Genomic DNA, 11,582 nt, shown 5'->3' with positions numbered 1-11,582 from the left:
AGATCAGGTTATCGCTTGCAGAACGCAATATCACAGCCTGTATTCCGCCGAAGAAGAACCGGAAATCAAAGCCACCTTACAATTGGCATCTGTATAAAAAGCGCCATCTGATCGAAAACATGTTCGCAAAGCTGAAAGACTGGCGACGTGTTGCGACCAGATACGACCGCTGCGCTCATACATTCATGTCCGCAATCCACATCGCAGCAAGCTTCATCTTCTATCTTAAAGAATGAGTCCTGAGCCTAGTTTTAATCTCTTTGCTTCTGCTTATTAAAAATTTGTTTGGCTTATTTTATAAAGATCAGGGAAAATTTCAGGCATGCGCAATTTTTTGAGCAATGAGTTTTTCCTGAGTATCCGTAAATCACCTCGCAAGCTGACTCTTCTTGCAGCGCTTTGTATTCTGTCCGACCTGATCCTGCCGTCCGTGCACAATGTCCATTCCCAGTTTTTCCATACAACATCGTATAGTTTCACAGCACACAGGATTTGTGGCAAGAAATACTATCTGGCTGTTATCGCCTTTTGTTGCTCTGCCTACGCACGATATAACCGGGATTTTGCACGCTACCTCAACCTGTCAGACGGCGCGTCTTTTCTGACCTACGCCTACTGCCTATTGTCCTTTGTCACGCAGGTTTACGGTAGTCATTCGGTTGAATATCACACTTATGACGACTCACTTTTTGGGACATTTTTAGCCCTCGGCGCATCATCCAATGATGATGTGTCGGCAAGCTTTGGAATTGTGTTTGTGATCGCGGCACCTGTGCTGCTCTACCTTGCACGCAAGCCTTACCGCGACCACACATAACCACGCCTCAGAAATCCGCCTGCGCACTGATGGAAAAGGAGCGGGGTGCCCCGAGCATCACCTGCCCGGCGTAGCCCGTATCCGCCCACTGGATAAACCGCTTGTTGCCGATATTATCAATGCGGCCATAGACCGTAATGTTTTTATAGGCATGCCAGCCTGCAAAAACATTGACCAGCGCGTAGTCTTTCAGGGAGAGCGTGTTGGCGTAATCCCCCTTACGGGCTGAGACATAGCGCATCCCTGCCCCCAGATCGAGCGGCAGATCCCCCACGCGGGACCAGATAGCCCACAGATTTGCCGTGACCGCAGGGACATCAGGCACCTGATTGCCAGAGGCATCCACCGAGGCACTGGGGTGGAAAGAGCCGTAACGGGAATAGGTATACGCCACATTGCCAGACAGGCTCCAGTGGCGGTTGAGAAMAAGATCCCCCTGCCATTCGACCCCGCGTGATTTCTGGACACCCGCCGTTGCCACCGTATCCGGCCCGGTTGAAACCAGCATCCGCGTCCGGCGAATATCATACAGCGCCAGAGTGGTGGTCAAACGCCCGTCCCACAGGCTGGCCTTCACACCAATTTCGCCCTGCCGGGAATGGCTGAGTTTTGTAAACTGCCCCCGGTTGGCCAGAAACAGGTTGGAGCCCGGAGGGTCTTCCCCCGTGGTATATACCCCGTAAAGGCTGACATTTTTTGTCAGATCAAACACCGGACCGATACGGAAATTATCCGGGTTGTAGTGGCCCTTAAAACTGGTTGCGGCGTTAAACTGCCCATTCTGCCGGTAGTTTTGCCGGTCCAGTGCGAGCCAGTCATACCGGAAGCCGCCCACAAGACGCAGATTATCCCGGATGGTCAGAACGTCCTCTAGAAACAGGCCCGCCTGCACCATCGTGGTGGGGGATTTCATATACGGGTATTCCCCGGAAAACGCCCCAAGTGGCGTGGCGTCCGGGCTGACAAGAGAGACGCTGTCCGCATAGTCCGCAGCCGGAAAACCCCGGTTGCGGATGAAGCGCAGATAGTAGGCGTCGCCTCCCAGCACAAAACGGTTCTTCATGCCGAAAATGGAAAAATCAAACTGCCCGTGCAGCGTATCCCCAACCTGATGCTGGTTCTGATACACATAAAACCGGTCCCGGCTGATGCTGCCGGGGGCAATGGCATTGCCTGCGGCATCCGTCTGGCCGGGGGCGCTGATGTAAGTCAGGCTTTCCGCGTTGTTCCAGCGTCGTTTAGAATAAATGAAATAGCTGCTGTTATGAAACAGAACATGGCTGTTCACCCGCCAGTCCAGATGCAGTGTGGGCGTCGCGTTGACAGACCCGGCCTTGCCATCCCGCACGTTATAGTACCGCCACAGGGACGCACGGGTAAGGCCCAGCCCTTTGCTGGAACTGAGCAGACCACCCACACGTCCGCCTGTTTGCGAGAGATCCACCAGCGGCGTGCCGTAATAAGTGGAAAGCCGGTCCGTCAGATAATCCATGCTCAGCCGCGCGGTGAACTTTTCCGTCGGCTTCCACAGCAAGGTTGTCGTAAAATCATCCGAGTGCGGGTCGGCTCCTTTTACAAATCCGTCAGACGATGTCCGGCTGAAATCCGTGCGCAAAGCCAGCGTTTGCGTAATCGGCACGGAACCGCCAACCCCGGCGTTCCACGTATTAAAACTGCCGTAGGATACAAGTGCGTTGGCATGCGGGCCATCAAACGTGGGCGTACGGCTACGCATATCCACCGTGCCGCCCACGGCCCCCTGCCCATACAACACGGAGGACGGGCCTTTAAGCACCTGCACACTTTCCAGATTGAAGGTGTTCTGAGGCCGGTTGACCATGGTGGTCGGGCCAAAATACTGGCCATCATGCAGCACCAGAATCTGGTTGCCGGTAAAGCCGCGCATCATCAGCTGCGCGGGCGACCCCGGAGACCCGCCAGAGGAAACACCCGGCGCGCTGTCTGCCGCGGCCTCAGCCTGGGCATAACCGCGCTGCATCATCAGATCATGCGAGACCACATTGAGTGTGCCCGGCGTGTGCTGGATGGACAGGCCAAGTTTCCCACCGACTGCGGGTGTCATCTGGAGAGGGGCGGTTTTACCATAAGCCGTGATATATTCAGGGCCTGCCACCTTTCTGGCCGGGGGTACTGCTGTCCGTTTTTTATACGGATGGGCAGCACTGGCTTTCGGGTCTGAGGGATCAGGGGTGGCCGCATAGGCGGCGGGCACGCAACTGATGCCGAACAGAAGACTGAGGGCATAAGAGACTGGACGCACGGGTTCGCTCCAAAACAACGTCACCGCGATGGAGGCACTGAGCAAACCGTGCCTCGCCGCCACATCACCCCGTATGGCAGCTCCGTCCGTGACTTTGGCGCAATGGCAGGTCTCCTGGCTTGCTGGTCCTCGGGTCCTGCGGCTGCCTTCCCCCCTGTGGATGACACAGAAAGTGGCATGAACGCCGCAAGCCCTCTCAGCTTACAGTTGCGGGGGCAGCATCGGCTTGGACCGATTTCCCTCTTAGCCTTCTGGCCGCGCACGCAGCCACAAAGCACCATTGCTGCGTGCAGCGTAAACAGGGTCTGAAAAACCTTGTCAACGAACGTGCAGCTTTATACCCCATAAAAAACGGCTCTAAGGCACAGGCCGTGCCGCACGTTGCACACCGGCCTGTTGCGCAAAACCGGCATTTGCGTACAGTCTCTCCCTGTCAGTCAACAGCCCCGCGCAGGCGGGTTAAAAGGGAAGACCGTATGCCGTGCCGCACGGCTCAGTCGGTCGCTGCTCCCGCAACTGTAGGCGGTTTGTCCGTGTCTTTTTGCCGCAAGGCACGCCACTGGTGCACAACCGGGAAGGCGGGAGACGGACGTTTAACCGTGAGCCAGGAGACCTGCTGTTGTCGTTCAGACCACGCCGCCGGGCGGGATGTACCGGAAGGCAGGAGTATACCAGTGGGACCGTTTTCCCCCTTCCCCCGGCCTTTTCAACCAGAAGAGGCGTATCATCCGGCTTTTGCCCGCCTGCTCAGCGCCTGCCCGTCCCGCGCTCATGCCTTGCAGGCCGCGCATCTGGCGCACCTGCCGCCCCCTGAGCAGGAGGAGGTCATTGCCCAGAACGGCCACGCGCTCTTCCTCAAGCTGGTCCCGTCCCTGCCTGCCCCCCACCGGGAGCGGGGCGCTGTGCTGGAAGAGGCTTTCCGGCCGCTGCTCCTCACCGCCTCTGACTATCTTGAAGCCATGCCAGCCCTCAGGATGGACATGCCGCCCGCTGCCGCGCAGCGCATTGTGCGGGCCTATGTGGCCGTCCACTGGACGCGCGGCGCCCAGAACGCCGCCATGGCGCTGTATAACAGCCCCGCATGAAGGCCTTCCGCCGGACGCTGTATCTGACCCACCGATGGCTGGGTATTGGCATGGGCCTGCTGATGGCAGGCTGGTGCGCCTCCGGCCTTGTCATGCTCTGGCACACATGGCCTCAGCCGGAGGAAGACGCCTTGCGCCGTGTTCCGACGGAAATCCACTGGCCCGCCATACTTCCGGAATTGGCTAAACTGGGCAGCACAAAACGCTTTCAGGCTTTTCAGATCAATATGGTAGGGCACGAACCGGTTCTGACGCTCACGCCACAGGAAGGCCCACCTTTTGCGCTGGACCTGCGCACCGGCCATGCGGGGCGCATCACCCCGGAAGATGCCGCTACCAGCGCCACCCGATATGCGCGGGCCACCGGTGCACAGGGCCGCCCCGTCTTTGATGGCCTGACCACAGACGACCAGTGGATTCTGGATACTCATGGCCGGGAAAATGGCTTTTATCGCTTTCTGTTTCCCGATGCGGCGCGCACGCAGATTTACGTCTCCTCCCTGACCGGAGAGGTCATGCAGGCCACAACACGCTCCACCCGCCTCTGGGCATGGGTTGGGGCTATTCCACACTGGCTTTACCCGGCGGTGCTGCGCAAGCACCCGGCGCTTTGGAGCGACGTCGTTATTCTTTTGTCTGGCACGGGAGTTTTTCTCACCGTTACCGGGCTGTGGATTGGCGTTTTGCGCCTGCGCCGCGCAGCCCCCTTTACCCCTTATAAAGGGTGGCATGGGGTCCATCATCTCTGTGGCGCGGTGTTTGGTGTGCTGGCCCTTTTATGGGTTACAACCGGACTGCTTACCATGTCTCCCGCAGGCCTGTTTCAAAGCAATCCAAACGCGACCCGTCCCCTGCGCGTGACTGGCACGGCGACCGGCGCGGAGATCCATCAGGTTCTCTCACGGTTGATAAGTGCCGCACCACCCGGATGCACCGGCATAAAAACGGCTTTTCTAAACAGCAAAGTTTTTATGCAGATCACGGAGCAAACCGCTACCGGACCCAAGAGCCGGAGACTGGATGAAGCCCTGACTCCAGCGCCTCTCACCCCAGAGCAGATCAGCCTGATGCTTAAGCCAGCGGGCCTGCTGAAAACGCCGGACGACCTGACTTTTCTAACGCAGGCGGATGCCTATTACTTCAGCCGCCCCACGCATCAACGCCATTTTCCCGTCTGGCGGGCACAGGCGACCGATGGCACCCTGACCTATCTGGACGGACAGTCCGGCGCTGTGCAGACCATTCTGGACGGCCCTGCCCGCCAATCCCGCTGGCTGGTGTACGGGTTTCATGATCTGGACTTTCAGGCCGGACTGCGCAGAACCCTGATGCACCGGAGCATTGCCGTTCCATTATTGTGTGGCGTGTTCTGCGTTTTTCTGTCCGGCGTTCTTATCGGCATCAGGCGGCTGCGCCGCACCAGCCTGCGTGCAGCGGGCCGCTCTTAGTGATGCGGCTCCTCATGCACCATATCCAGATCCGCAAAACGTGTGAACTCTCCTTCAAAGAACAGATGCACGACGCCAGTGGGGCCGTGACGCTGTTTTTCCAGAATGAGTTCGGCCTTATTATGCACAAGGCTCATTTTACGTTGCCAGTCATCCAGCGCGGCTGAGTATTTTTCCATGGAATCAAACGCTGTTTCCTTGGGCATACGCTGCTGGAGATAATATTCGTCACGATACACAAACATCACGGAATCCGCGTCCTGCTCAATGGACCCGGATTCACGCAGATCCGAGAGCATCGGGCGTTTATCTTCACGGCTTTCCACCTGACGGGAGAGCTGGGAGAGCGCGATAACCGGCACTTCCAGTTCCTTCGCAATCGCCTTTAACCCCTGTGTAATCATGGAGATTTCCAGAACGCGGCTTTCCGGGCGTGTGCCAACGGAGGGACGCATAAGCTGGAGGTAATCCACCACCACAAGGCTCAGCCCGCGCGTGCGCTTCAGGCGGCGGCAGCGGGTCCGCATGGCGGAAAGTGAGATCGCCGGGGTATCGTCAATCACCAGAGGCAGGCGGGAGAGTTCACGGCTGACGCGCACAAAGCGGTCAAACTCTTTCTGCCCGATATCCCCACGACGGATTTTTTCACCGGACACTTCCGCCTGCTCGGACAGAATACGGGTGGCCAGCTGCTCGGCCGACATTTCCAGAGAGAAAATAGCCACCGTGCCGGTTGGCTCCACGCCCGGCCCTTTCTCTTCCGCCTCAATCATCAGCGCACGCGCGGCGGAGAAGGCAATTTTGGTCGCCAGCGCGGTTTTACCCATGGCGGGACGCCCCGCCAGAATCATCAGATCCGACGGGTGCAGCCCACCGGTTTTCTTGTCCAGATCCCGCAGGCCAGAGGTCAGACCGGACACGTGCCCTTCCCGCTTGAAGGCCAGCTCCGCTGTTTTAATGGCGTCCGTCAGGGCGCGGTCAAACACCACAAAGCCGCCGTCCTGCCCTTTTTCAGTCGCGAGGCGGAACAGAGCCTCTTCCCCCGCGGCAATCTGGTCCGGGCCGGACAGATCAGAAATTGTGCCAAACGCGCTGTTCACCACGGTCTCGCCAATATCAATCAGCTGGCGGCGGATCCACGCATCATGAATGGCGCGACCATAATCCCCGGCGTTGATAATGCCGACCATGGAGGTCAGCAGTTTGGCCAGATAGGCCATACCACCGACATCATTCAGGATTCCGGAATTTTCCAGCTCGGCCCGCAGCGTAACAGGGTCCGCAAGCTGGCCGTTTTCAATCCGGCGGGCAATGGCATCATAAATCCGACCATTGACCTGGTTGGCAAAATGCGCGCCCGTCAGAAAGTCGGAAACACGGTCATACGCCCGGTTGTTTGTCAGCAGCGCGCCCAGAAGGGCCTGCTCTGCTTCAAGGTTGGCAGGAGGATGGCGAAGGGAGAGCGACAGAAGCGTTTCTTCTTCCTGCCGCGCGGGTTGGGTCTGGGTCATACTCACGCCGTTTCGTTTATCAGGTCCTGACACATCCGTCTTCCGGCTTTAACCGAAAAACGCCCATGCCTTACAGCTTTGGCAAAACGGGCTTTGTGGCCTGCTTTGCCGCCAGATCCAGCGCATCAAACGCCGTGATGATGTGGTAGAGGGAACTGGTCGGGATTTTGGTTACAGCCGGCGCGCCCGCCGCATCCAGCTGGTCCACCCATGTGCCAACCGGGCAGCCGGTAAAATAATGGTCCAGCAGATTTTCCGCCAGCCGGACGGCAATCCCCCGGCTATCCAGCCTGTCACGGCTCAGGATACCGCGCAGGGCTTCCCCCTGCACCCACAGGCGGGAGCCGCCGCGCAGAACAGACCCGTCGCGCGTCAGAACATCCCGAACCCGGCCCGTCTCCGGCTCAAGGCCAAAGCGGGTGGCAAAGCTGGCCAGCCGCATGGCAGGTTCGGACGTCTCCACGCCCGTCAGGCGCTGATATTCCCCCAGCAGCCACACCCATTCAAAATGATGCCCCGGCTCCACCCACTGCCCGGCCTCACCGGGGGCAGGCTGCCAGTCTTTTGCAAAGAACTCGCCCAGCGTGCCCGTAACAGGGTCCATAAAGCGGTTCCGGAACAACTCATATAACGTATGGGCCAGAGCCAGATCGGCCTCATGATGCGTGGTACCATACAGAGCCAGTGCGGCTTCAAGCAGATGCATATGCGGGTTCTGCTGCCTGGGGGCACCATCATCGGGCAGCCAGTTCAGAAAGCCACCATTCGGCGTGGCCATATTCTGCTGCACCCAGCCCAGAGTGTCCCGCGCCAGTTTTTCCGCCCGGCCGGAGCCTTCCAGCCGCCCATACCAGGCCAGAGCAAACACAACAAACGCGATATCATACAGGTCAGCCGTGGCATCCTTCACCGCGCCTTCACGGGTTAAGATGCGCGCCCAGCCCCCGTCCTCCCGGTGGGCATGCAGCATAAACCGGAAAATGCCGTGCGCACGGGACACACCCTCTTCCCACCCCTGCAACGCAGCCCATGAGAACGCAAACAACTGCCGCGCCTGCACCCGCACCCGCTTGAACGGCGGCAAAGCGGGCTCACCCTCCAGCGTGAGATGTTCCTGCGCACCCAGCAGAGCCAGCTCATGCGGGGTGCCGTCACACCCCGTTGTGGCCCAGAACGGCAGAGCCTTCTGGAACAGCCAGTCCGAAAACCGGTCCCGCACGGCAACCAGAGGCAGCGGTGCGCCGTCGGTCTGGGCATCTGTCAGAGGGTTGGGGGGCAATGTGCGACTCATGATTGCTGAATCCGTCCAATCGTAGCCGTTGTGGAATGCCCTGCGGCCAGCGTGGCCAGCACAAGCTCGCCCCCATTACCCACCACAAGGTCAGCACCCACAACCTGCTCCGGTTTATAGTCCGCACCTTTAATCAGCACGTCCGGCATCAGGGTGCGGATCGTCTCCAGCGGGGTATCTTCATCAAAAGACACCACGGCGTCCACATACCGGATGGCGGCCATCACGCGAGCGCGGGATTCCAGCGTGTTGACGGGCCGGGCCGGGCCTTTCAGGTGGCTGACGCTGGCATCCGTATTGAGGGCCACCACCAGCCGGTCACACGCGGCGCGGGCCTCTGCCAGCAGCCCAACGTGGCCGGGGTGAATGATATCAAAACACCCGTTGGTAAAACCGACCTTCAGCCCCTGCGCCTGCCAGCGCTGCACCTGCGCGCAGGCGGCGGAGAGCGGAAGCAGATGCGGCATCTGGTCCGGGCCGGACTGTTCTTCCAGCTCGTGCAGCACTTCCTGAATATCCGCCGTGGCCGTGCCCAGCTTGCCCACCACAACACCGGCTGCGGCATTGGCCACGCGCATGGCCTGCTCGAACGTCATGCTGGCGCCCACACCCAGCGCCATAGTGGCAATCACGGTATCCCCCGCGCCGGACACATCAAACACTTCCCGCGCTCGGGCGGGCACGGAGAGCACCGGCCCATCCCGCCGCACCAGCATCATGCCTTTTTCTGACCGTGTGGCGAGAATAGCCGCAGCATCCGCATGGGCCATTACAGTGCGGGCCGCCAGTTCCGCCTGCTCTTCCGTCACGACCGGCATACCGGAGGCCAGCGCGAGTTCCTTCGCGTTGGGCGTGATGCACGTCGCCCCGCGATACTGGGTATAATCCGCCGTTTTGGGGTCCACAAATACCGGAATGCTCCGCGCACGGGCCATGGCGAACACATGCGTCAGCACGGCGGGGCTGCACACGCCCTTGCCGTAGTCAGACACCACAACGGCCTGAACCTGATCAATCTGCGCATCAATGGCGCGGCACAGAGCCTCGGCCTCTTCCGGCTGGAGCGGCACCCGGCTTTCTTCATCCGCACGCACCACCTGCTGATGCACGGCAATAAACCGGGTCTTGCAGATGGTCGGGCGCGCAGTGGTGCGGACCGTGGCATCCACCACCCGCTCCTGCTGGCTCAGCGCCTCCCGCAGCACTGCTCCGGCCTCATCCTGCCCCACAAGCCCGACCAGAATGGCGCGCCCGCCCAGAGAAATGATGTTGTTGGCGACATTCCCTGCCCCGCCGGGCATTTCCCGCCGGGACTCCAGCAGCAGCACCGGCACCGGGGCCTCAGGAGAAATGCGCTCCATAGTGCCGTACAGAAACCGGTCCAGCATCACATCCCCCAGACAGAGGACAGAAACCGAGGAAAAATCCATGCCCGTCAGGCTCCGAATGTCTGAACAAACTCCGCCAGCCCGGTCTGCCGCCGCGTAAGCAGGCGTCCGGCTGTCAGCACCGCGCGGGCTTCAAAAATGGCGCGGTCCAGCTCCGTATTCACCACCACATGATCAAACTCCCGCCAATGGGAAATTTCATCCCGTGCAGCCGCCATACGCCGGGCAATTTCATCCGGGTGGTCAGAGGCGCGGGAATTCAGGCGGCGCTCCAGTTCGGCCAGAGACGGCGGCAGCACAAACAGGCTCACCACATCATCAGGCAGGGCGGCGCGAATCTGCTGGTGGCCCTGCCAGTCTATATCAAACACCATATCGTGTCCGGCGTTCAGCGCCTCTTCCACCGGCGCACGGGGGGTGCCGTAGCCCCGGCCAAACACCGTGGCCCATTCCAGCAGGTCTCCCTGCGCAGCCATCTCTTCAAACTGCTCCATGGTGCGGAAGTGGTAATGCACGCCCTCCTTCTCACCGGGGCGCGGCTGGCGTGTGGTGACGGAAACAGAGTGCCGCAGCCTGGGGTCAGACGCCCGCAGCGCGTTCGCAATGGTCGATTTTCCGGCCCCTGACGGCGCGGAAATAACAAAGCACACCCCCCGCCGCTTGATGGCCTTACCCTGATCAGACACTGCGTTCGACATCCCGGACTTTCCCACTCTTGACGTGTTTTCAACGCACACTCCACCCGGCGTCTCTGCCACAAGTGCCGTCGGGGTGCCATAATGGGGAGATCTTCTAACAGTCTCAGGTTAAGAGGGCGACATGAAACACGATACCGTTCTGATTACCGGCGCTTCCTCCGGACTGGGGCGCTCGCTGGCTCTGACACTGGCCCGCCCTGGCCGCAGACTTTTTCTGGGCGGCCGCAACAGCCAGCGGCTGACGGACACAGCCCGCCAGTGTATCTCCCGCGGGGCTGCGGCAGACATCCGGCTGTGTGACGTAACGGACCGGCTCGCCATGGAAGAATGGATTCACACGACCGGCCATCTGGACATGGTTCTGGCCTGCGCGGGCATTACCGGCGGCACCCGGCGCGCACCCGGCCCGGATGATGCGCCGTATGAGCCCGACGCCCAGATCCGCCGGATGATCACCACCAATGTGGAGGGGGTTCTGAACACGCTGCTGCCAGCCCTGCAGATCATGCGGCGCCAGCCAAAGGCGGCGGACGGTATGCGCGGGCGACTCTGCGCCATTTCATCTGTCGCAGGAGTTGTATCCTATCCCGGAACACCCTCATATAGTGCATCCAAGGCGGCGGTAGATCGCTTTATGGTTGCAACGGGCGGCAACATGAAGCAGGCGGGCATTCTGATGACATCCGTTGTCTGCGGCTTTCTCAACACACCCATGGTGGCCCGCAACCGCTTCCCCATGCCGGGGCTGACGGATGTGGATCACGCAAGCCGCCGTATTCTGCGTGGACTCCGGCGTAATGAACGGCGCATTATCTTCCCACGCTGGCTGGTGGCCGGGTCCCGCTTTATGGACCTGCTGCCCATCCGTCTGGCGGAAGCCTATTACAACCACCAGCCCACCGGGGCCGCGGGCAGCATGCCGGAACCGGACCTGTCCTGACCGTCCAGCCTCTGCCGCCCGGCCCCGTTCCCGGCTCTTTTTATCAGTCCCTTTCCATGCAGCCCTGCCTGCTTTTCAGGCCATCCCGCTTCAGGACCCGCCCGGCATGACCCAGCCCCCCAC

General features: G+C 60.2%; 10 protein-coding genes and 2 riboswitches. Of the genes, 5 read left to right on the top strand and 5 right to left on the bottom strand.

The genetic code is table 11. The features are described 5' to 3' along the window. On the top strand, positions 1-236 hold a 236-nt coding region (locus KP699_RS15325; RefSeq protein WP_215763073.1), incomplete at its 5' end, for a transposase. A gap of 86 nt (positions 237-322) precedes the next feature. Next, positions 323-817 (top strand): hypothetical protein, encoded by a 495-nt coding sequence (locus KP699_RS15320; RefSeq protein WP_215763238.1) that lies wholly within the window; start codon positions 323-325, stop codon positions 815-817. 7 nt (positions 818-824) lie between these two features. On the opposite strand, the gene KP699_RS15315 is transcribed toward KP699_RS15320, so the two are convergent. Continuing rightward, positions 825-3,098 carry a TonB-dependent receptor gene (locus KP699_RS15315; protein ID WP_308164935.1) on the bottom strand — a complete coding sequence of 758 codons (2,274 nt, stop codon included), beginning with the start codon at positions 3,096-3,098 and terminating at the stop codon, positions 825-827. A gap of 86 nt (positions 3,099-3,184) precedes the next feature. Next, a riboswitch (cobalamin riboswitch) is annotated at positions 3,185-3,395 on the bottom strand. A 127-nt stretch (positions 3,396-3,522) separates the two neighbouring features. After that, positions 3,523-3,734: riboswitch (cobalamin riboswitch) on the top strand. A 38-nt stretch (positions 3,735-3,772) separates the two neighbouring features. Between KP699_RS15315 and KP699_RS15310 the strand changes: the two genes are divergently transcribed. Both KP699_RS15310 and KP699_RS15305 read left to right on the top strand, forming a co-directional pair. Beyond that, positions 3,773-4,183 carry a hypothetical protein gene (locus KP699_RS15310; RefSeq protein WP_215763237.1) on the top strand — a complete coding sequence of 137 codons (411 nt, stop codon included), beginning with the start codon at positions 3,773-3,775 and terminating at the stop codon, positions 4,181-4,183. Next, positions 4,180-5,631, top strand: coding sequence for a PepSY domain-containing protein (locus KP699_RS15305; RefSeq protein ID WP_215763236.1), 1,452 nt, complete (start codon positions 4,180-4,182; stop codon positions 5,629-5,631). The genes KP699_RS15310 and KP699_RS15305 overlap by 4 nt, the downstream gene beginning before the upstream one ends. Here the strand turns inward: KP699_RS15305 and KP699_RS15300 are convergent. The 4 genes from KP699_RS15300 to gmk all read right to left on the bottom strand — a co-directional run bounded on the left by KP699_RS15300 (position 5,628) and on the right by gmk (position 10,519). After that, positions 5,628-7,142, bottom strand: a complete 1,515-nt coding sequence (locus KP699_RS15300) for a replicative DNA helicase (protein ID WP_086655717.1) — start codon at positions 7,140-7,142, stop codon at positions 5,628-5,630. The two genes, KP699_RS15305 and KP699_RS15300, sit on opposite strands and share 4 nt — an antisense overlap. 70 nt (positions 7,143-7,212) lie before the next feature. Then, the gene (locus KP699_RS15295) at positions 7,213-8,433 is read right to left on the bottom strand and encodes an AGE family epimerase/isomerase (protein WP_215763235.1); all 1,221 of its coding nucleotides are present in this window, start codon (positions 8,431-8,433) and stop codon (positions 7,213-7,215) included. After that, positions 8,430-9,863 (bottom strand): D-glycero-beta-D-manno-heptose-7-phosphate kinase, encoded by a 1,434-nt coding sequence (rfaE1, locus tag KP699_RS15290; protein ID WP_215763234.1) that lies wholly within the window; start codon positions 9,861-9,863, stop codon positions 8,430-8,432. Before rfaE1 ends, KP699_RS15295 begins: the two co-directional genes overlap by 4 nt. A gap of 5 nt (positions 9,864-9,868) precedes the next feature. Beyond that, positions 9,869-10,519, bottom strand: a complete 651-nt coding sequence (gene gmk / locus KP699_RS15285) for a guanylate kinase (RefSeq protein WP_086655720.1) — start codon at positions 10,517-10,519, stop codon at positions 9,869-9,871. A gap of 121 nt (positions 10,520-10,640) precedes the next feature. On the opposite strand from gmk, the gene KP699_RS15280 reads away from it, so the two are divergent. Beyond that, positions 10,641-11,459, top strand: coding sequence for an SDR family oxidoreductase (locus KP699_RS15280; protein ID WP_215763233.1), 819 nt, complete (start codon positions 10,641-10,643; stop codon positions 11,457-11,459). Positions 11,460-11,582: the final 123 nt, after the last annotated feature.

It is taken from the genome of Acetobacter sp. P1H12_c (assembly GCF_018811975.1).
Lineage (GTDB): Bacteria > Pseudomonadota > Alphaproteobacteria > Acetobacterales > Acetobacteraceae > Acetobacter > Acetobacter persici.
The sequence above is the reverse complement of the archived record's forward strand: the minus strand, read 5'-3'. Positions and strand labels throughout refer to the sequence as shown.

What these genes read in the sequence shown, in the direction of transcription:
- gmk (WP_086655720.1), bottom strand. Translation starts at nt 10,519, where the DNA reads ATGTCGAACGCAGTGTCTGATCAGGGTAAGGCCATCAAGCGGCGGGGG.
- KP699_RS15295 (WP_215763235.1), bottom strand. Translation starts at nt 8,433, where the DNA reads ATGAGTCGCACATTGCCCCCCAACCCTCTGACAGATGCCCAGACCGAC.
- KP699_RS15300 (WP_086655717.1), bottom strand. Translation starts at nt 7,142, where the DNA reads ATGACCCAGACCCAACCCGCGCGGCAGGAAGAAGAAACGCTTCTGTCG.
- KP699_RS15280 (WP_215763233.1), top strand. Translation starts at nt 10,641, where the DNA reads ATGAAACACGATACCGTTCTGATTACCGGCGCTTCCTCCGGACTGGGG.
- KP699_RS15320 (WP_215763238.1), top strand. Translation starts at nt 323, where the DNA reads ATGCGCAATTTTTTGAGCAATGAGTTTTTCCTGAGTATCCGTAAATCA.
- KP699_RS15305 (WP_215763236.1), top strand. Translation starts at nt 4,180, where the DNA reads ATGAAGGCCTTCCGCCGGACGCTGTATCTGACCCACCGATGGCTGGGT.
- rfaE1 (WP_215763234.1), bottom strand. Translation starts at nt 9,863, where the DNA reads ATGGATTTTTCCTCGGTTTCTGTCCTCTGTCTGGGGGATGTGATGCTG.